Source organism: Pedococcus sp. P2_D9 (genome assembly GCF_056404275.1).
The window spans coordinates 502,665-522,878 of record NZ_JBFUEI010000004.1; the positions used below are offsets into that span (position 1 = coordinate 502,665).

Consider the following 20,214-nt stretch of genomic DNA (forward strand, 5'->3'; position numbering starts at 1 on the left):
CCCTGTCCTGCCTCAGCCCAGCAACCCGCGCAGCAGGGCTGCCGTGGCGTCACAGTGCTCTTCCATGGTGGCCCGGGCAGTGTCGGCGTCCCCGCCGAGGACTGCCGCGACGATGGCCTCGTGCTGGTCGTTGGAGTGGGCGATRTTGAGGGGCAGCACCGGGATCGCGGTCAGCAGCTCGTGCAGCGCGGACTGGGCGCGGGTGACGGCCTCGATGAGCATCGGCGAACCGGAGAGGGTCGCGATGGCCAGGTGGAAGCGGCTGTCGGCCAGCCGGTGGGCGGCGTTGTCCGGAGCCTCGCGCGCCGCTTTGGCGCTCTCGATCAACCAGGCCCGCTGGTCGGCGGCCAGCGCCTTGGTGGCCGCCAGGGCGGCAGCGCCCGGCTCGACCACCCGCCGGAAGTCGATCGCGTCGGCCAGCGCCGCCCCCGTGCGGACCGGCGTTGCGCCGGTCCCCGGCTCCAGTCCGGCGTAGGTGATGACAGTGCCACCACCGCGGCCGCGCCGCGTCGTGACGAGCCCGGACTCGCGCAGCGCCGCGATCGCCTCGCGAAGCGTGTTGCGGCTGACGCCGAGGCGCTCGGCGAGCTCGCGTTCGGGAGGGAGCTGGTCGCCGTCGGTGAAGACCCCCAGCCGGATGGCTGTCGCGAGCTGCTCGACGGTCGACTCGAACGCGTTGCCCGATGCAGGCCGCAGCACGACGTGCGGCAGGGACGTCTGCGGGGCGGGACTCACGTTCAGATCCAATACCCCCCACCGGGTCGCGTCAATGGTCTGCGAAAGAACCATTTCGTCACGTCGCCGTCTCGCGCGCGAGCCTCAGCCCGTCGGGGTCGAACGGCGGACGCAGGCCCACCGCCACGGCGTAGCGCTTCCCCGCGAGGTCGATCTCGTAGCTGCCGCTGCGCAGCCAGTCAGCGGTGGCGCTGCCCGTGGCCCGGTCGCCCACAAGGGCCAGTCCGACCCCGCTCCCCAGGCTGGCGCCCCAGGCGGCGCTGGTGACCTGGCCGACCGGTTCGCCGTCGCGCAGCACGAGCTCGCCACCCCATGGGTAGGCGGCGGGGTCGTCGACCACGAACGAGACGATCCGCCGGGCCGGAGGCACCAGCCGCGACTGCTCGACGGCCGCTCGCCCCAGAAAGTCGATGTCGGTCCGGAGCTTGCACGCGAAGGTGAGACCGGCGACGACCGGCCCGGTCTCCGTCGTCAGCTCGCGGCCAAAGGCGCGATAGCCCTTCTCCAGGCGCATCGACTCGATCGTGGAGTAGCCGGCCGGCACGACACCCAGGTCGCTGCCCGCGTCGAACAGGTCCTCGTAGACGCCGGCGGCGAGATCCGTGGGGACGTACAGCTCCCAGCCCAACTCACCGACATACGTGATGCGAGTCGCCCGCACCGTCGCCTGCCCGACCCTGACCTCCCTGCTGGTCGCAAAGGGGAACGACGCGTCGTCGAACGCATCGGGCGACAACCGTTGCAGCAGCTCACGGGACCGTGGTCCCATGACGCCGAGCACGGCATACGCACTCGTGAGGTCGACGACGTGCGCCGACGCGTCGGGCGGGAAGTGACGGCGCATCCAGTCGATGTCTCGGACCGTCGTCGCGGCGCTGCTCACCACGAAGAACTCGTCGGCGGCAGTCCTCGTGACCGTCACGTCGGACTCGTAGGTGCCACGCGAGTTGAGCATCCCCGTGTAGACCGAGCGACCAACGGGCACACCCACGTCGGCGGTGCAGACCCACTGGAGGGCGCGCTCGGCGCCCTCCCCGACCACGAGGTACTTCGAGAAGGAGGTCTGGTCGAAGACAGCTACCGCCTCCCGCGTCGCCAGCTGCTCGGCGACCGACCAGTCGACCCACGTGGGACGTTCCCAGGAGTAGTCGATGACAGGCGGGAGACCATGGGGCGCAAAGACATTCGGCCGCTCCCAGTTGTTCCGACTCCCCAGGCAGGCACCCTGGGCGACGACCAGGTCATGGACGGGTGAACGGCGCAGCGGTCGCCCTGTCTCGAGCTCACGGTTGGGCCAGGGCACTGCATAGTGGAGCCCCAACACCTCGCCCACGCGGCGGCGCAGCCAGTCGTTGTTGCCCGCCAACGGGGAGAACCTGCGGATGTCGGCGCTGATCAGGTCGGTGGTCGGCTCGCCTTCGACGATCCACTCCGCGAGCGCCCGACCGGCTCCGCCCGCCGACGCGATCCCCACTGAGTTGAAGCCCGCCGCGACGAAGAAGCCGGCCAGCTCGGGCGCCTCGCCGATGATGAACTGGTTGTCGGGGGTGAAGCTCTCCGGCCCGTTGTAGAACTTGCGGATCCCCGTTTCCGCGAGCACAGGCAGCCGGTGGACGGCGCTGTCCATGAGGACCTCGAAGTGCTCCCAGTCCTCGTCCAACAGGGAGAACTCGAACGGGTAAGGGATCTGGTCCGGGGGRACCCACGGCTTGGCCACCGGCTCGAACCCGCCCACGAGGAGACCCCCGACCTCCTCCTTGACGTAGGTGTAGCCGTCCGGGTCGCGCAGGATCGGCAGGTCACGGTGCACCCCCTCGATCTGCTCGGTCACGACGTAGAAGTGCTCGGCGGAGTGCAGCGGCACGGTGACCCCGACCAGCTCCCCCACGGCCTTGGCCCACTGGCCGGCACAGTTGACGACGACCTCCGCCTCGACGTCTCCCTCGTCGGTCCGCAAGCCCGTGGCCCGGCCGCCCTTCGTCAGCACGTCCGTGACGCGCACCCGTTCAGCGATGTGCACCCCACGCATCCGCGCGCCCTTCGCCAGGGCCTGGGTGAGGTCCGTCGGGTCCGCTCTCCCGTCACCCGGGAGCCAGATCGCACCGACCAGGTCCTCGGCGCGCATGAGTGGGTAGCGCTCGTGCGCCTGCCCCGCGGTGAGCAGCTCACAGTCCAGGTCGTATGCCGCGGCGCTGGCAGCCGTGCGCCGCAGCGCCACCATGCGCTCCTCGGTGCGGGCCACGGTGAGCCCGCCGCAGACGCGGTATCCCGTGCCGAGACCCGTCTCCGCCTCGAGGCGCGAGTACAGGTCCGTCGAGTACTGCACGAGTCGCGTGCTCGCCTCAGTGGCCCGCAGCTGGCCGACCAGCCCCGCAGCGTGCCACGTCGTGCCGCACGAGAGCGAACCCTGTTCGAGGAGCAGCACATCGGTCCAGCCGAGATGGGCCAGGTGGTAGGCGACACTGCACCCGATCACGCCGCCACCGATGATGACGACCCGGGCCCGCTCCGGCAGCTGCTCGTTCACGCCGGGTCGCCCGTCACGTCGCCGGACACCGCAGTGGTGGCCGCATCGATGAGCTCGTCAAGCCGCGCGCTCGTGAAGAGCGCCGCCGCGAGGTCGTGGCGCTCGAGGGCGAAGTCCCAGAAGTCGTGTTCCACGTCGGACACGCCGTGCTGGATCGCTCCCCAGAGGGTCCACGCGTAGCGGCCGGCGAGGCCCCACAGCTCCGCTCGTGCCAACAGCCGCTCGTCCACCGACCCGTAGTAGGAGTCGACCAGCTCCACGAGGTGCTCATGGTCGAGCTGCGACTCGTTGACCAGGTTTCCCAGCTCGAACGACGCCTCGTTGGTGCCGGAGTACTCGTAGTCGACGATGCGGATGCTGCCGCCGTCGTCCAGGAAGTTGGCCGCCAGCAGGTCGTTGTGGCACGGCACCCGGGGTTCGGGGAACCGGCGCAGCGCGGCCTCGACCCGCGCAGCCACGTCGCGCAGCTCGACATACCCGTCGGGGACGCGCAGCCCTCGCTGGGTGACGATGCCCCAGTAGCGACGCTGGATGTCGAAGATGTCGAAGTCGGAGGCGAAGGGGGGCCCGGCGTGGAGCAGGCGGAGCGCAGCGGCGATCCGCCGCAGGTTGGACGCGACGTCGCTCGCGGCATACGTCCGCCCCGGGAGGAAGCCGACGACGAGCACCCCCTGTCCCGGGAGGTAGTCGACGACGGGAGCGCCGACTCCGGCCAGCGCCGCGGCACGGCTGTTGAGCCACTCGTGTTCGCGGTTGACGGCCAGCAGGTCCGTCGTGGGCGGCGAGATCCGGACGACGACGTCCTGCGTCGCCGTCCGGACCCGGTAGTTGTGGTTGGTCAGCCCACCGGCCAGCTCACTCACCTCCCGATCGCCCGCAAGGGCAGGGAGCTGGGCGAGCGCCTGGTCGAGGGTGACCCCGTGGCTCACTCGCCGAAGGCCTCGACGACCGCCTGGTCGATGGTGTGCTTCGGGCCCTTGAACCACTTGCGGGCCGAGACCTGCCACCACACGGCGAGCACGATCAGCGACCCGATCGTCAGGATCGGTGCGTAGTTGACGAACTTCCAGTCGAAGTCGTCCGTGAACGGCACCCCGGCGGGGACGAACGGCATGATGAAGTACACCGAGATGATCGCGATCTCGATGACCGCGATGAGGTTCATCCACTTGTACTTCGCACCGTTGTTCCAGCTGCCTGGCTGGAAGGAGTCACCCATCCGCCACCTCAGCCAGATGGGGATGAGGAACGCGAGGTAGAGGCCGATCACCGCCACCGAGACGACGGCGTAGAAGGCCACCGGCACGATGAGGGGCTTGTCGGCAGTGCCGATGTTGACCTCCTTGAGAGCCGGCAGGGTGATCAGCGCGGCCACCACGGCAACCAGCATGACCGCGTTGGCCGGGACCTTGTTGGCAGAGAGCGAGGACCACAGCCGCGAGCCCGGGATCGCACCGTCGCGGCTGAACGCGAACGTCATGCGCGAGGCACTGGTCATGCAGGACGTCGTGCAGAAGAACTGGCCGATCGCGGAGATGAGCAGGATCGCGGTGGCCCACTTGGAGCTCATCGCGTTCGTGAAGATGTAGGCCACGCCCCCGCCGCCGACGCCGGCGTTGTCCGGCGCACCGTCCTTGTCGGGCACGGCGAACAGGAAGCACAGCAACAGGATCCAGCCACCGATGGCCGAGTAGAAGATGGACTGCCAGATCCCCTTGGCGGCTGCCTGTGAGGCGGCAGAGGTCTCCTCCGAGAGGTGGGCCGAGGCGTCGAACCCGGTGATCGTGTACTGCGTGAGCAGCAGCCCGAAGGGCACCACGAGGAACCAGTACTTCACCGAGCTGTTCGAGCCTCCGCTGTAGCCCGAGTTGTTGAACCGCTCGGTGAAGACGTAGGAGAAGCTCTGGTGGTGGTCAGGCACGAGGATGAGGATCAGGATGACGATTGCCGCACCGACGACGTGCCACCAGACCGAGACGTTGTTCATCAGTGCCATCAGGTGGCCGCTGAAGATGTTGAGCACGGAGGCGAGCACCAGGACGATGAGGAAGGTCCAGAACACCCTCGTCAACGAGTAGCTGCCGGCGTAGCTCTCGGAGAACGTGCTGAGGGTCAGGTCGATGAAGGTCGCACACCCGTAGGCCACCGAGGCCGTGACGGCCACGAGACCGATCAGGTTGAGCCAGCCCGTGAAGAAGCCGGCCCGCGCGCCGCCCATCTTGCTGGCCCACCAGTAGATGCCGCCGGAGGTCGGGTAGGCCGACACGAGCTCGGACATGGTGAAACCGATGATGAGGATGAACAGCGACACGATGGGCCAGCCCCACGAGATCGCAATCGGGCCACCGTTGTTGAAGCCCTGGCCGAACGTCGTGAAGCAGCCCGCGAGGATCGAGATGATGGAGAACGAGATCGCAAAGTTGGAGAAGCCCGACCACGACCGGTTGAGCTCCTGCTTGTAGCCGAGTTCCGCCAACCGGCGTTCGTCGTCCGAGAGTTTGCTGACGCTGGCCATACGGGCTCCTAGTCTTCGGTGCGAAGTGGAGCCGATATTTCACCCACGAGACTCACCCTGTCAATGGTCCAATCACAAACCATTGACTAGTCACCCGACGGGTCAGACGAGGCGCGTCAACCAGCCGTGGGTGTCCTCGGTGCGGCCGTACTGGATGTCGAGGAGCCGCTCACGGATCGTGCGGGTCACCTCGCCGTAGTCGACGCCGCCCCGGTGGTCGCAGGAGCCGCCTGCCCAGCGCAGCTCGCCCACAGGCGTGATGACGGCCGCGGTGCCGCAGGCGAAGATCTCGACGATCTCCCCGCTGGCCGCTCCGTCCTTCCACTCCTGGATCGGGATGCGTCGCTCCTCGGGCTCCAGCCCCATCTCCTTGGCGAGCGCGAGCACGGAGGAACGCGTGACACCCTCGAGGATCGAGCCGGTGAGCTCTGGCGTGATGAGCTTGTTGTCCTTGGTCACGAAGAACAGGTTCATGCCGCCGAGCTCCTCGACGAAGGTGTGCGTCGACGCATCGAGGAACACCGCCTGGTCGCAACCGTTCTCGATTCCTTCGAGCTGGCCCGCGAGGCTCGAGGCGTAGTTGCCGCCACACTTCGCCGCGCCGGTGCCGCCCTCGCCGGCGCGCGCGTAGTCGGTCGAGAGCCACAGGGTGACCGGCTTGATGCCGCCGCTGAAGTAGGCGCCGGCCGGGGAGGCGATGACCGAGTAGGTCACCTCGGTCGCGGGTCGCACCCCGAGGAAGGCCTCCGAGGCGTACATGAAGGGCCGCAGGTAGAGGCTCGACTCACCACTGGTACCGGAGGGCACCCAGGCCTGGTCGACCTCGACCAGTGCCCGCAGCGAGGCGAGGAAGTCCTCCTCGGGCAGCTCGGGCAGCGTCATCCGACGGGCACTGCGCCGCATCCGCTGGGCGTTCGCCTCCGGGCGGAAGGTCCAGATCGACCCGTCCGCGTGCCGGTAGGCCTTCATGCCCTCGAAGATCTCCTGGGCATAGTGCAGCACCGCCGCCGACGGCATCAGGGTGATGGGTCCGTAGGCCGTGACCTTGCCCTCGCTCCACCCCTCGCCCTTGCGCCACACGGCGGTGACCATGTGGTCGGTGAACGTGGTGCCGAACCCCGGGTTGGCCAGTACTGCCTCGCGCTCCGCGTCCGGCCGCGGGTCGGTGCGACGCGTGACCTCGAAGGTCAGCGGGGCGGTGGTCTGGCTCATGAAGTCCTCCTGGGTGTCGCCCCCGTCAGGGCGGGGCTGCTCCTGCCGAGATTACCTGTCCGGCACACCACCCGGGCAGGAGACGTCGGATGCAGCCGGTGACCTACAGGAGGGACGCGATGGCGTCGCCGACCTGGGTCGTGCTGCGAACGGCGCTCCCCCGCGTCGCGAGGTCGGCGGCGACCGCGCGTTCGACCCTGGCGGCTTCGTCGGTGCGCCCCAGGTGCTCGAGCAGCATGCCGACGGACAGGATGGTGGCGGTCGGGTCGGCCTTGCCCTGACCTGCGATGTCGGGTGCGGACCCGTGGACGGGCTCGAACATGCTCGGTGCCGTGCGGTCGGGGTTGATGTTGGCGCTGGCGGCGAGGCCGATCCCGCCGACGATGGCGGCCGCGATGTCGGTGATGATGTCGCCGAACAGGTTGTCGGTGACGATCACGTCGAACCGACCGGGGTCGGTGGCCAGGAAGATCGTGGCCGCGTCGACGTGCTGGTAGGCCGTCGTGACCTCGGGGAACTCGGCGCCCACCTCGTCGACGGTGCGCCGCCACAGGTGACCGGCGTGGGTCAGCACGTTGTGCTTGTGCACGAGCGTGAGGTGCCTGCGGGGGCGGGCCTGCGCGCGGGCGAACGCGTCGCGGACGACCCGCTCGACGCCGAATCGGGTGTTGACGCTGACCTCGGTCGCGATCTCGTGCGGGGTGCCCGCGCGCAACGAACCACCGTTGCCCACGTAGGGGCCCTCGGTGCCCTCACGGACCACCACGAAGTCGATGCCGCCGGGCGCCACGCGTTCCACGGCCAGCGGGCTCAGGACGCCGGGGTAGAGCCTGGCGGGACGAAGGTTGACGTACTGCTCGAGGGCGAAGCGCAGCGGCAGGAGCACACCGCGCTCGAGCACGCCGCTGGGGACGGTCGGGTCGCCGATCGCCCCGAGGAGGATCGCGTCGTGGCCGCGGAGCTCCTCGAGCACCGAGTCGGGCAGGGTCTCGCCCGTGGCGTGCCACCGACGGGCGCCCAGGTCGTACTCGGTGGTGTGGAACTTGGCCCCCGTGCCGGCAGTGACCGTTTCGAGGGCCTTGATGCCCTCCGCCACGACCTCCGGACCGATCCCGTCGCCGCCGATGACGGCGAGGTTGACGGTGTCGTTGCCAGTGCTGTCGGGAGCCATGTCTCCAGCCTAAAGACGGTCTTGCGATCTGATACTGGTGTCTCACCTGACGAACGGCCCCGGGCGGGTGCCCGAAGCCGTTCGTCGTCGCACCCAGATGGTGCGGTGGATCATGCCTGCGACGTCAGTCGTCGGAGTGACCCTGCTCGCGCAGGTCCATCGACTCTTGCAGTGCCTGACGTGCCTTCTCGGCCTCTTCGCTCATGTCACTCATTCCTTTGCGGATGCCCCTGTGTCCCAACAGGGTTCGGGTTTGTCTGGGTTCTCGGTGTCTCGCTGGGCGCTCTCCGGTTAACGGGGCGCCACTGTCAGCCACGCACGCGGGATCTCCGCGGCGAGTGGGCTGACTACCGGAACTCGCCGCGGCGGATAAGAATTACGACCTGCCGCGTCATGTCTTCGAGGTTACGTGGACGTCCAACTAAACGACACCCGTTTCCCACGCAGTGAGACACGTCTGGACGTGAGCGCCGCCACAGTGCTTCCCCTCAACCTCTGACGCCCTGCCGCGTCGCGGACCATGCCAGTGCCTAGGGTGACGAGGTGCTGCCCGACGACTACTCCCTGCGCCCACTCTCGCTCGACGACTCCGCCGCCCTCGCGGCCGCCTACACCCGCAACCGCGAACATCTTCGACCGGCGCCGGTCAGGCCGGACGCGTTCTTCACCGAGGAGGGCCAGCGCGAGGCCATCCGCGACCGACTGCGCCAGGTCGAGCTCGGCCTGTTCGACGCCTGGCTGTTGTGGCACGGTGACGAGGTCGTCGGGACAGCGACCCTCCAGAACATCGTGAGGGGGGCCATGTACGGGGCGGACGTGGGGTACTGGATCGACCACGCCCACCTGCGCCGGGGCCTTGCCGTGGCCGCGCTCGAGTTCCTGATCCGGCGAGCACGGGACCTGGACCTGCACCGACTCGGGGCAGGCACGAACGTCTCGAACCTCGTCTCCCAGCGAGTGCTGCGTCGGTGTGGTTTCGAGGAGTGCGGCCGGATCCCGGCCTTCCTGTACCTCGACGGAGAGTGGCGCGACAACATCATGTTCAACCTGGTGCTCCACGACGACCCACCGCCGGTCTGAGCCTGCACACCGACCATGCCCAGACACAGGTATGCCGGCTGGTCCCCACAGCGGGGACCAGCCGGCATACCTGGTGGTTGTCCTTTCGCGCCGTGCGGCGCGGACGGTTCAGCTCAGGTCGACGACACTCACGTCGGCACCGACCTCGCTGGCGATCGCGGCGAGGACGTCAGCGGGGATGCTGCTGTCGACGGTGAGCGCAACCAGGGCCTGGCCACCCTTCTCGTTGCGGGCCACCTGCATCCCGGCGATGTTGACGTCGGCGTCGCCCAGCAGCCGGCCGACGGTGCCGATGACGCCGGGACGGTCGACGTAGGTGAAGAAGGCGAGGTGCTCGGTGAGCGGCACCTCGATGTCGAAGCCGTTGACGCCCACGATCTTCTCGATCAGGCGCGGGCCGGTGAGCGTGCCGGCGACGCTGATCGTCGCACCGTCCGCCAGGGTCCCTCGCAGGATCGTGACGTTGCGGAAGTCCTGCATCGTCGGGTCCGTGAGCAGGCGCACCTCGCACCCACGCTGCTCGGCGAGCAGGGGCGCGTTGACATAGGTCACCGGGTCCTCGGTCACGTCGGTGAACAGGCCCTTGAGCGCGGCCAGCTTCCAGATCGACACGTCGTGCTGGGTGATCTCCCCCTGGACGTCGACGTCCAGCTGCACCGGCACCGAGCCAGCGAGCGAGGTGAAGATGCGCCCGAGCTTCTCGACGAGGGCGATGCCGGGCCGCACCTCCTCGGGCACCACACCACCGGACACGTTGACCGCGTCGGGGACGAGGTCGCCGCCGAGAGCGAGCCGCACGGACTTCGCGACGGAGACGCCTGCCTTCTCCTGGGCCTCGTCGGTCGAGGCGCCGAGGTGCGGCGTGACGACCACGGACTCGTGCTCGAACAGCGGGCTCTGGGTCGTGGGCTCGGTGGCGAAGACGTCGATGCCCGCCCCGGCCACCCGGCCCTCGCGGAGCGCCTCGGCCAGGGCCTCCTCGTCGACGATGCCCCCGCGGGCTGCGTTGATGATGCGCACGGTGGGCTTGACCTTCGTCAGGGCCTCCTTGCCGATCAGGCCCACGGTTTCCGCGTTCTTGGGCAGGTGCACGGTGATGAAGTCGCTCTGCTCGAGCAGCTCGTCGAGGGTGACCAGCTGGGCGCCGAGCTGACCGGCGCGCTGGGCCGAGACGTAGGGGTCGTAGGCCAGGATCTCCATGCCGAAGCCCTTGAGACGCTCGGCGACGAGCTGGCCGATACGACCGAACCCGACGACGCCGACCTTCTTGTCGAGCAGCTCGACGCCGCCGTACTTGCTGCGCTTCCAGGCGCCCTCCTTGAGGGCCTGGTTGGCGGGGGCGATGTTGCGGGCCGTGGACAGCAGCAGACCGACCGCGAGCTCAGCCGCTGACGTGATGTTGGAGGTCGGGGCGTTGACGACCATGACACCGGCCTGGGTGGCGGCCGGCACGTCGACGTTGTCGAGGCCGACGCCCGCTCGCGCGATCACCTTGAGGTTCTTGGCGGCGGCGATGGCCTCGGCGTCCATCTTCGTGGCGGAACGGATGAGGACCGCGTCGACGTCGGCGAGAGCCGGGAGGAGGGCCTCGCGGGAGGCGCCGTCGACGTGGCGCACCTCGAAGTCGGGCCCTAGGGCGTCGAGGGTGGCGGGCGAGAGTTCCTCGGCGATCAGCACGATCGGCTTGCTCACGTGTCAGTCCTTTGGTGGGTCAGTGGTCGGCCACTGATGGGTCACTGATGGGGGGTCCGGCACCGCGCTGTGCCCGCGGTCAGCATACGACCGCGCTCAGCATGTGGATGCCCCGGCTCGACATGTGACACGCGGATCACCGGCACCCGCTTGGTGTGCAAGGTTTGTCCACCGTTGGGGACAACCTGGGGACAACAGTGCCGGTCGACCCCGCGAACGGGGCCGGCCGGCATGCCTGGTGGGGACCGTCAGCGGGCGCGCTGTCAGCGGGCCGCGGAGCCCTCGACGTAGTCGGAGTCCGTCTCCTTGATCCAGCTCATCAGCTTGCGGAGCTCCTTGCCGGTGCCCTCGATCGGGTGCTGGGCACCCTTCTCACGCAGGGCCTTGAACTCCGGGCCGCCCGCGTCCTGGTCGTCGATGAACCGCTTGGCGAAGGCGCCGTTCTTGATGTCGGCGAGCACCGCCTGCATGTTCTCCTTGACGCGGGGGTCGATGACCCGGGGACCGGAGACGTAGTCGCCGTACTCGGCCGTGTCGGACACCGACCAGCGCTGCTTGGCGATGCCGCCCTCGACCATGAGGTCGACGATCAGCTTGAGCTCGTGCAGGCACTCGAAGTAGGCCACCTCGGGCTGGTAGCCGGCTTCAACAAGCGTCTCGAAGCCGTACTGCACGAGCTGGGATGCACCCCCGCAGAGGACGGCCTGCTCACCGAACAGGTCGGTCTCGCACTCCTCGGTGAAGGTGGTCTTGATGCCGCCGGCACGCAGTCCGCCGATGGCCTTGGCATAGGACTGGGCCAGCGCCCAGGCGTCGCCGGACGCGTCCTGCTCGACGGCCAGCAGCACGGGGACGCCGCGGCCGTCGACGTACTCACGGCGCACCAGGTGACCGGGACCCTTGGGGGCCACCATGATCACGTCGGAGCCTGCCTCGGGCTTGATGTAGTCGAACCGGATGTTGAAGCCGTGCCCGAAGAGCAGGCCGGCACCGTCCTTGAGGTTGGGCGCGATGTCGTTGGCATAGACGGTGCGCTGCACCTGGTCGGGCGTGAGGATGACGACGAGGTCGGCCTCCTTCACGGCATCCGCCACGGATCGCACGGTGAGCCCCTCGGCCTCGGCCTTGGCGCGGCTCTTGCTGCCCTCGGCGAGGCCGACGCGCACGTCGACCCCGGAGTCGCGAAGGTTGAGCGCGTGGGCGTGGCCCTGGCTGCCGTAGCCGATGACGGCCACCTTCTTGCCCTGGATCACGCTCAGGTCAGCGTCGTCGTCGTAGAACATCTCGGCCACGGTGGCCACTCCTTAGTGTTGTCTGGCTTGCTTCGGGTGATCAGTGAAATCTGTTGGACTGCAAAGACATTCAGGTATGCAGCGTGGCTTCGAACCGTCTGCGCTGCTCCCCTGCGCTAGGCCGTCCGCAGCGCCCGGTCGGTGATCGACCGCGTACCACGTCCGATCGCGACCATGCCGGACTGGACGAGCTCCTTGACGCCGAACGGCTCGATGACCTCGAGGAAAGCGGCGAGCTTGTCGCGGTTGCCGGTGACCTCGATGGTCAGGGTGTCGCTGGCGACATCGACCACTTTGGCACGGAACAGCTGAACCGTCTCGAGCACGTGGCTGCGGCTGTGCACGTCGGTGCGGACCTTGACCAGCAGGATCTCGCGCTGGACCGAGGCGGTGGGCTCGAGCTCGACGACCTTGAGGACCTCGATGAGCTTGTTGAGCTGCTTGGTGACCTGCTCCAGCGGCAGGGCGTCGACGTCGACGACCACCGTCATCCGCGAGATCTCCGGGTGCTCGGTGGGGCCCACGGCGAGCGAGTCGATGTTGAAGCCGCGCCGCGAGAAGAGCGCTGCGATCCTGGCCAGGACGCCGGGCTTGTTCTCGACGAGGACCGACAGGGTGTGCTTGCTCATCGCCATCTACCGTCCGTCCTTGTCTGCGTCCTCGGGCTGCTCGGTGGCCTCGTCCTCTTCACGGTCCCACTGCGGCGCGGTGTCCTTCGCGACCTGGATGGCGTCGTTGCTGACCCCGGCCGGGACCATCGGCCAGACCATCGCGTCGCGGTGGACGACGAAGTCGATGATGACCGGGACGTCGTTGACCTCCATGGCCTTCTTGATGGTCGCATCCACGTCTTCCGCACGCTCGCACCGGAGTCCGACGCAGCCGTAGGCGTCAGCCAGCTTGACGAAGTCGGGGATGCGGCGGCCGACCGAGGTGTGCAGGTCAGTGTTGGAGTAGCGCTTGTCGTAGAACAGGGACTGCCACTGGCGGACCATGCCCAGGCTGCTGTTGTTGATGATCGCGACCTTGATCGGGATGTTGTTGATGACGCAGGTCGCCAGCTCCTGGTTGGTCATCTGGAAGCACCCGTCCCCGTCGATGGCCCACACCACACGGTCCGGCTGGGCGACCTTCGCACCCATGGCGGCCGGCACGGCATACCCCATCGTCCCGAGGCCCCCGGAGTTGAGCCAGGCGTTCGGGCGTTCGTACTGGACGAACTGGGCCGCCCACATCTGGTGCTGGCCGACGCCGGCGACGTAGATCGACTCGGGTCCGCTGAGGGCGCCGATGCGCTCGATGACGTACTGCGGCGGCACGCCCTCCTCGCCCTCGGGCGAGGTGTAGCCGAGCGGGAAGGTGGACTTCCAGCCGGCCGTCTGCTCGCGCCAGGCGTCGTAGTCGCCGACCGTCCCGGCTTCGTGGTCGGCAGCCACCGCCTTGACCAGCTCACTGATGACCTCGAGCACGTCGCCGACGATCGGGACGTCGGCGTTGCGGTTCTTGGAGATCTCGGCGGGGTCGATGTCGGCGTGGATGACCTTGGCCTCTGGTGCGAACGTCGACAGCTGGCCGGTCACCCGGTCGTCGAAGCGCGCACCGAGGGTGATCAGCAGGTCGGACTTCTGGAGGGCCGTGACCGCGGCGACCGAGCCGTGCATGCCCGGCATGCCGAGGTGGAGCGGATGGCTGTCGGGGACGGCGCCCCGCGCCATCAGGGTGGTCACGACGGGGATCTGGGTCAGCTCGACGAACTCGCGCAGGGCGTCGGAGGCATTGCCGCGGATCACGCCGCCACCGACGTAGAACACGGGCCGCTTGGCCTGGGCGATGAGTCGAGCGGCCTCGCGGATCTGCTTGTTGTGCGGCCGGGCGACGGGCCGGTAGCCGGGCAGGTCGTACTTGGGCGGCCACGCGAAGGTGGTCTTCGCCTGGAGCGCATCCTTCGAGATGTCGACGAGGACGGGGCCGGGCCGGCCCGTGGAGGCGATGTGGAACGCCTCAGCGATGACACGAGGGATCTGCGAGGCGTCGGTGACCAGGTAGTTGTGCTTGGTGATCGGCATCGTGATGCCACGGATGTCGGCCTCCTGGAAGGCATCCGTGCCGATGGCGGCGGAGGCGACCTGGCCGGTGATGGCCACGATCGGCACCGAGTCCATGTAGGCGTCGGCGATGGCGGTCACGAGGTTGGTGGCACCCGGACCGGACGTCGCCATGCAGACCCCGACCTTGCCGGTCGCGCTGGCGTATCCCTCCGCCGCGTGGCCGGCGCCCTGCTCGTGGCGGACCAGGATGTGGCGGACCTTGACCGAGTCGAGCAGCGGGTCGTAGGCCGGCAGGATCGCCCCGCCGGGAATGCCGAAGACCGTGTCGACCTCCATGGCCTCGAGGGAGAGCACGAGGCTCTGGGCGCCGGTCACCTGGGCGGGAACCTTCGCCCTCGCCTGCTCGGCCAGCCTGGAGGGGCTGGGCGGGCTGGGCGCGCTGGCTGGACTCGGGGCCGGACTCGGGGCCGGTTTCGTGTCGCTCACGTCTCTACCGCTTTCGGTTCTCGCTGGTGCTGGACCACGCTGATCTGCTCACGCTGTGCCTGCTCACGCTGTGCCTGCTCACAAAAAAGCCCTCCAGTCCTCGGGTGAGGACGACGGAGGGCAGCGCGCTGGCTCAAGGAGCCTGCGCGCTAATGAAGTACGAGAATTCGTGCCACACGAGAACTCTCCCGCGCGGCCCGAAGGGTGTCAACGTGCGAGACAACGGGTCCCACGATCCGGACCTGTCGTCTCAGTCACAGACCCTCAGCCGCAGACGGCCCCGCCGCTGGCACTGCCGACGAGCTTGCGGTACTTGGCCAGGACGCCGCGGGGGTACTTGGACTCCGGCGGCACGAAGCCCTCTGCGCGACGAGCCAGCTCTGCCTCGTCGACGTGGACGTCGAGCACGCCGTTCGCCACGTCGAGCGTGATGCGGTCACCGTCCCGGACGAACGCGATGGGTCCGCCGTCGACCGCCTCCGGCGCCACGTGTCCCACGCACAGACCGGTGGTACCGCCGGAGAAGCGGCCGTCGGTCAGGAGCAGCACGTCCTTGCCCAGCCCGGCACCCTTGATGGCACCGGTCACGGCCAGCATCTCGCGCATCCCCGGGCCGCCCTTGGGTCCTTCGTAACGGATGACGACGACGTCGCCCGCCTGGAGGGATCCCTGCGCGACGGCGTCCATCGCAGCGCGTTCGCCGTCGAACACCCTGGCGGTGCCCTCGAAGACGTCGGAGTCGAAGCCGGCCGACTTGACCACAGCGCCCTCGGGGGCCAGCGAGCCCTTGAGGATCGTGATCCCACCGGTCTTGTGGATCGGCTCCTTCATCGCCCGGACGACCTTGCCGTCGACGTCGGGCGGGGCGATGTGGGCGAGGTTCTCGGCCATCGTCTTGCCGGTGACGGTCAGGCAGTCGCCGTGCAGGAGCCCCGCGTCGAGCAGCGCGCGCATCACGACCGGCACTCCCCCGACCCGGTCGATGTCGGTCATGACGTACTGGCCAAACGGCTTGACGTCGGCCAGGTGCGGCACCCGGGCCCCGATGCGCGAGAAGTCGTCAAGAGTCAGGTCGACCTCGGCCTCGTTGGCGATCGCGAGCAGGTGCAGCACGGCGTTGGTCGAGCCACCGAAGGCCATCACGACGGCGATGGCGTTCTCGAACGCCTCCTTGGTCATGATGTCGCGTGCCGTGATGCCCCGCCGCAGAAGACCGACGACAGCCTCACCCGACTTGCGGGCGAACCCGTCGCGGCGGCGGTCGGTGGCGGGCGGCGCCGCCGACCCGGGCAGGGACATCCCGATGGCCTCGGCGACCGAAGCCATCGTGTTCGCGGTGTACATGCCGCCGCAGGCACCTTCGCCCGGACAGATCGCGCGCTCGATCGCGTCGACGTCGGCCCGCGACATCAGCCCCGCGGCGCACGCCCCGACGGCCTCGAAGGCGTCGATGATCGTCACCGTCTTCTCGGAGCCGTCCGAGAGCTTGGCGATCCCCGGGAGGATCGACCCGGCATACAGGAAGACGCTGGCCAGGTCGAGGCGCGCCGCGGCCATGAGCATTCCCGGCAGCGACTTGTCGCAGCCGGCGAGCAGGACCGAGCCGTCGAGCCGCTCCGCGTTCATGACGGTCTCGACGGAGTCGGCGATGATCTCGCGGCTCACCAGCGAGAAGTGCATGCCCTCGTGGCCCATCGAGATGCCGTCACTGACCGAGATGGTGCCGAACTCGAGGGGGTAACCACCGGCCGCGTGCACGCCGTCCTTGACGGCCTTGGCGAGCCGGTCGAGGGACAGGTTGCAGGGCGTGATCTCGTTCCACGAGCTGGCCACGCCGATCTGCGGCTTGACCCAGTCGTCGTCACCCATGCCCACCGCGCGCAGCATGCCGCGCGCGGCGGTCTTCTCGATGCCGTCGGTCACGTCACGGCTGCGCGGCTTGATGTCGACGCCGTTGGTGGCTGCCCCCGTGGCGGGTTCGGTGGTCGTCATGGGCCGAGTCTAGAACTCGGGTCCACAGGGTGGGACGCCGGTCTCACAAGCCGAAAACCGCCGGGTATGCCGTGCGGTTCCCAGCGCCGCCAGCCCTGCGGACACCAGCGGGGCCACCTGCGCGGTCAGCCGCGAGAGACGTGGCAGCGCTCAAGCGCGGCCGTTCCGAAGTCGAGCCCGGACCAGGGCCCGGCATAGCGCAGGACGGCGAGCGACGACGTCGGGAACCCGGCGGCCAGGCACTCGTGCGCCGCCGACGAGCCGTCGCCCTCGGACAGCCCGCTGGCGAGGGCTGCCATCGTGGGGTTGTGCCCAACCACCATCACGACCTGCGCCTCCCCCGCCGATTCCCGAACCGTCTGGAGCACGGTCTGCGCGCCGCCGGAGTAGATGCCGTCGGCGTACTCGATGGTCTCGCCGCAGGCTCCTCCCTCGACCGCCGCGGCCCACGTCTGTCGGGTGCGCATCGCCGTCGAGCACAGCACCAGCTCGGGACCGAGCTCATGCTCGTGCATCCAGACGCCGGCCGCCCGGGCATCGCGCCTGCCCCGGCCGGTGAGCGCGCGCTCGTGGTCCGGCTTGCCGATGACCTGCTCAGCCTTGGCGTGGCGGAAGAGGATGAGCACCTTGTCATCACTGGCGAGGGTCATACCCCGAGCATGGACCCGTTGGACCTCAACAACCAGTCTTGACAGCAGCGCTCAGGGCGCGGCGACTGCCGCCCCGGATCAGCCGCCACGGCTGAGCGAGCCAGCCACCTCGGCCCGCTACCCTTCGTCCCACCACGACGAGGTGGACCCGAGGCAGTGAACCCGCGGCCGCGGCATACCTCTCCGCCCAGTGAGGAACGACCGATGGAGCAGCCGCCCGCCCTGATCGACGTCAGGGCGACCGCACCGACCGACCGGCCCTGGCTCGACGAGGCGATCCGCCGGATCCAGTCCGACGCCAACCGCAGCGCCGACACCCACCTCGTGCACGTGCCGCTCCCGGGGCTGCCCGACGTCGACCTCTACCTCAAGGACGAGTCGACGCACCCCACCGGCAGCCTCAAGCACCGCCTCGCGAGGTCCCTGTTCCTCTACGCCCTGTGCAACGGTGAGCTGCACGACGGGACCACGGTCATCGAGGCGTCGAGCGGTTCCACGGCGGTGAGCGAGGCGTACTTCGCCCGGATGCTCGGCCTGCCCTTCATCGCCGTCATGGTGCGGACGACCAGCCCGGAGAAGATCGCCCTCATCGAGCGCGAGGGCGGCCGGTGCCACTTCGTGGACGACGCTGGCGAGGTCTACGAGGTCGCGCGACAGCTCGCGGAGGAGCGTGACGGCCACTACCTCGACCAGTTCACCTATGCCGAGCGCGCGACCGACTGGCGCGGCAACAACAACATCGCGGAGTCGATCTTCGAGCAGATGGGTCGCGAGCGGCACCCGGTCCCCCACTGGGTCGTCGTGGGCGCGGGCACCGGCGGCACCAGCGCGACCATCGGGCGGTACGTCCGCTATCGGGGCCTGGCCAGCCAGGTGTGTGTCGTCGACCCCGAGCACTCGGCCTTCCTCCCGGCGTTCTGCGGCGACGACGCCGGCGTCACGGCAGCATGCGGGTCGCGCATCGAGGGCATCGGCCGGCCGCGGGTCGAGCCGAGCTTCGTCCCGAGCGTCGTGGACCGGATGATGCTGGTGCCCGACGCCGCCTCCGTCGCGGCGATGCGTTTCCTTACCGAACGCACGGGGCTGCGCGGCGGCGCATCGACCGGCACCAACCTGTTCGGCGCGTTGCGCCTCGCGTGCGAGATGGCCGAGCGGGGCGAAGGCGGGAGCATCGTCTCGCTGCTCTGCGACGGCTCGGAGAGGTATGCCGGCACCTATCGCAACGACGCCTGGCTCGCCGAGCGAGGGTGGGACCTCGAACCCCACCTCGCCGTGCTGCGAGCGGCGTGGGACGAAGGGGCCTGGACCGCCTGAGGTCCACGACTTGTTGCCGCGCGCTCGTCACCGGGAGCCGAAATCGGCGGTTGGTGACGACGAGGTGGCAACAAGTGGGGGCGATCAGCCGCCGGACACGGCGTTGATGACGTGGACCGTCGAGTTCGGGGTGACCGCGGTCTGCACCCCGTCGGCACGCTTGGCGTCCTCACCGTCCACGAAGATGTTGACGTGTCGGCGGATCTCGCCGCGCTCGTCCCGCACGCGCGACGCCAGGATCGGCCACGGCTCGAACGCCCGGTCGAGCACATCGGCGAGCGAGGCCTGGGCGCCCAGCTCGACGGGCAGCTCGGCCGCACCGTCGGCCAGCTCGCGCAACAGGCCCGGGAGCACCACGCGAGCGGTCATGGAAGCGTGACCGCCCGCACGCAGAGCACGTCCGGCAGCTGTTCGACGACGCGCGTGAACGAGTCGCCGCCGTCGACCGACGCGTAGACCTCGCCGTTGCGCGTGCCGAGGTACAGGCCCGGTTCCTCGGGGTGGTCGTCCAGGCCTGCGGCATCACGCAGCACGTTCGTGTAGCACGGGGAGGGCAGTCCGTCGTGCTGGGTGCGCCAGGTCGCCCCGGCGTCGTCGGTGCGCTGGACCTGGAGCTCGGCTCCCGGTGGGATGCGCTCACCGTCGGAGGCGATCGGCACCAGCCACATGGTGTCCCCGCGACGGGGATGCGCCAGGGCGGTCATGCCGAAGTTCGTCGGCAGCCCCGCCTCGATCGACGTCCAGGTGACCCCGTCGTCGTCCGAACGGTAGACGCCCCTGTGGTTCTGGGCGTAGAGCCGGGTCGGGGTGCCGCTGTCGCGCACCACCTTGTGGACGCATTGCCCGAACTCGGGCCACTCGTCGTGCGGCTGGAAGTAGGCGTGGATGCCAGTGTTGCCGGGGTTCCACGACGCCCCGCCGTCACGGGTGTTGTAGACGCCACCGGTGCTCATCGCGACGAGCATGCTGTCGGCGTCGACCGGGCTCGGCAGGACGGTGTGGATGGCTCCGCCACCGAAGCCCTCGCCCCACTCGGGGCGGTGGGGGTGTTCCCACAGCCCCCGGTTGAGCTCGAACGTCTCTCCCCGGTCTGCGCTGCGCCACAGCCCCTGGGGTTCGGTGCCGGCCCAGACCACGGACGAGTCGTGCGGGTCGGCCACCAGCTGCCACGTGGCCTTGAGCGCGGTGTCGGTGTCCTCCGGGAAGCGGATCGACCCGTCGGGGTGCTCGACCCAGCTGGCCCCGAGGTCGTCGGAGTGCTGCAACGACGGACCCCAGTGCGACGAGCGGAACCCCACGAGCAGCCTGGTGGGGTCGGTGCGGGTGTCCAACAGCAGCGACAGCACCTCGCTCATCAGGAAGTGCGGACCCTCGACCCGCCATGACTGCCGGTCCTCACTGCGAGCCAGCCACAAGCCCTTGCGTGTGCCTATTCCGACGACGGTCTCACCCATGTTTCCCATACTGGCACTCCTCTGGCCGTCCGACACGTGTTGTCGA

17 protein-coding genes are annotated in these 20,214 nt (G+C 69.1%); 2 read left to right on the top strand and 15 right to left on the bottom strand.

The window, feature by feature from the left end; genetic code table 11:
* Positions 1 to 12 precede the first annotated feature (12 nt).
* The 7 genes from AC1DXJ_RS09750 to AC1DXJ_RS09780 all read right to left on the bottom strand — a co-directional run bounded on the left by AC1DXJ_RS09750 (position 13) and on the right by AC1DXJ_RS09780 (position 8,374).
* Entirely contained in the window at positions 13 to 735 is a 723-nt protein-coding gene (locus AC1DXJ_RS09750; RefSeq protein ID WP_477615537.1) for a FadR/GntR family transcriptional regulator, read from the bottom strand.
* Between the two features lie 58 nt (positions 736 to 793).
* The gene (locus AC1DXJ_RS09755) at positions 794 to 3,262 is read right to left on the bottom strand and encodes a GcvT family protein (RefSeq protein WP_477615538.1); all 2,469 of its coding nucleotides are present in this window, start codon (positions 3,260 to 3,262) and stop codon (positions 794 to 796) included.
* Positions 3,259 to 4,191 (bottom strand): phosphotransferase, encoded by a 933-nt coding sequence (locus AC1DXJ_RS09760; protein ID WP_477615539.1) that lies wholly within the window; start codon positions 4,189 to 4,191, stop codon positions 3,259 to 3,261. Before AC1DXJ_RS09760 ends, AC1DXJ_RS09755 begins: the two co-directional genes overlap by 4 nt.
* Positions 4,188 to 5,777, bottom strand: a complete 1,590-nt coding sequence (locus tag AC1DXJ_RS09765) for an amino acid permease (RefSeq protein WP_477615540.1) — start codon at positions 5,775 to 5,777, stop codon at positions 4,188 to 4,190. Before AC1DXJ_RS09765 ends, AC1DXJ_RS09760 begins: the two co-directional genes overlap by 4 nt.
* 102 nt (positions 5,778 to 5,879) lie before the next feature.
* A complete protein-coding gene (locus tag AC1DXJ_RS09770) occupies positions 5,880 to 6,989 on the bottom strand; it encodes a branched-chain amino acid aminotransferase (protein WP_477615541.1) in 1,110 nt (369 codons plus the stop codon).
* A gap of 103 nt (positions 6,990 to 7,092) precedes the next feature.
* On the bottom strand, positions 7,093 to 8,160 hold the full coding sequence (locus AC1DXJ_RS09775) for a 3-isopropylmalate dehydrogenase (RefSeq protein WP_477615542.1): 1,068 nt from the start codon (positions 8,158 to 8,160) through the stop codon (positions 7,093 to 7,095).
* Between the two features lie 124 nt (positions 8,161 to 8,284).
* Positions 8,285 to 8,374 carry a 3-isopropylmalate dehydrogenase gene (locus AC1DXJ_RS09780; protein ID WP_477615543.1) on the bottom strand — a complete coding sequence of 30 codons (90 nt, stop codon included), beginning with the start codon at positions 8,372 to 8,374 and terminating at the stop codon, positions 8,285 to 8,287.
* 329 nt (positions 8,375 to 8,703) lie between these two features.
* Here AC1DXJ_RS09780 and AC1DXJ_RS09785 point away from each other — a divergent pair, with 329 nt between their 5' ends.
* The gene (locus tag AC1DXJ_RS09785; RefSeq protein ID WP_477615544.1) at positions 8,704 to 9,240 is read left to right on the top strand and encodes a GNAT family N-acetyltransferase; all 537 of its coding nucleotides are present in this window, start codon (positions 8,704 to 8,706) and stop codon (positions 9,238 to 9,240) included.
* A 108-nt stretch (positions 9,241 to 9,348) separates the two neighbouring features.
* On the opposite strand, the gene serA is transcribed toward AC1DXJ_RS09785, so the two are convergent.
* The 6 genes from serA to AC1DXJ_RS09815 all read right to left on the bottom strand — a co-directional run bounded on the left by serA (position 9,349) and on the right by AC1DXJ_RS09815 (position 17,400).
* Positions 9,349 to 10,932: a phosphoglycerate dehydrogenase gene (gene serA / locus AC1DXJ_RS09790; RefSeq protein ID WP_477615545.1), complete on the bottom strand. Its 1,584-nt coding sequence runs from the start codon at positions 10,930 to 10,932 to the stop codon at positions 9,349 to 9,351.
* Positions 10,933 to 11,195: 263 nt separating this feature from the next.
* Positions 11,196 to 12,224, bottom strand: coding sequence for a ketol-acid reductoisomerase (gene ilvC, locus AC1DXJ_RS09795; protein ID WP_477615546.1), 1,029 nt, complete (start codon positions 12,222 to 12,224; stop codon positions 11,196 to 11,198).
* Positions 12,225 to 12,340: 116 nt separating this feature from the next.
* Positions 12,341 to 12,853 carry an acetolactate synthase small subunit gene (gene ilvN, locus AC1DXJ_RS09800; protein ID WP_140741388.1) on the bottom strand — a complete coding sequence of 171 codons (513 nt, stop codon included), beginning with the start codon at positions 12,851 to 12,853 and terminating at the stop codon, positions 12,341 to 12,343.
* A gap of 6 nt (positions 12,854 to 12,859) precedes the next feature.
* Entirely contained in the window at positions 12,860 to 14,758 is a 1,899-nt protein-coding gene (locus tag AC1DXJ_RS09805; protein WP_477615547.1) for an acetolactate synthase large subunit, read from the bottom strand.
* A 264-nt stretch (positions 14,759 to 15,022) separates the two neighbouring features.
* Positions 15,023 to 16,750, bottom strand: coding sequence for a dihydroxy-acid dehydratase (gene ilvD, locus AC1DXJ_RS09810; RefSeq protein WP_477615548.1), 1,728 nt, complete (start codon positions 16,748 to 16,750; stop codon positions 15,023 to 15,025).
* 125 nt (positions 16,751 to 16,875) lie between these two features.
* Complete coding sequence (locus AC1DXJ_RS09815) at positions 16,876 to 17,400, bottom strand: SixA phosphatase family protein (RefSeq protein WP_477615549.1); 525 nt, start codon at positions 17,398 to 17,400, stop codon at positions 16,876 to 16,878.
* Positions 17,401 to 17,604: 204 nt separating this feature from the next.
* Between AC1DXJ_RS09815 and AC1DXJ_RS09820 the strand changes: the two genes are divergently transcribed.
* Positions 17,605 to 18,714: a PLP-dependent cysteine synthase family protein gene (locus AC1DXJ_RS09820; protein WP_477615550.1), complete on the top strand. Its 1,110-nt coding sequence runs from the start codon at positions 17,605 to 17,607 to the stop codon at positions 18,712 to 18,714.
* A gap of 84 nt (positions 18,715 to 18,798) precedes the next feature.
* On the opposite strand, the gene AC1DXJ_RS09825 is transcribed toward AC1DXJ_RS09820, so the two are convergent.
* Entirely contained in the window at positions 18,799 to 19,083 is a 285-nt protein-coding gene (locus AC1DXJ_RS09825) for a MoaD/ThiS family protein (RefSeq protein ID WP_477615551.1), read from the bottom strand.
* On the bottom strand, positions 19,080 to 20,168 hold the full coding sequence (locus tag AC1DXJ_RS09830; protein WP_477615552.1) for a WD40/YVTN/BNR-like repeat-containing protein: 1,089 nt from the start codon (positions 20,166 to 20,168) through the stop codon (positions 19,080 to 19,082). The genes AC1DXJ_RS09825 and AC1DXJ_RS09830 overlap by 4 nt, the downstream gene beginning before the upstream one ends.
* Between the last annotated feature and the right edge of the window lie 46 nt (positions 20,169 to 20,214).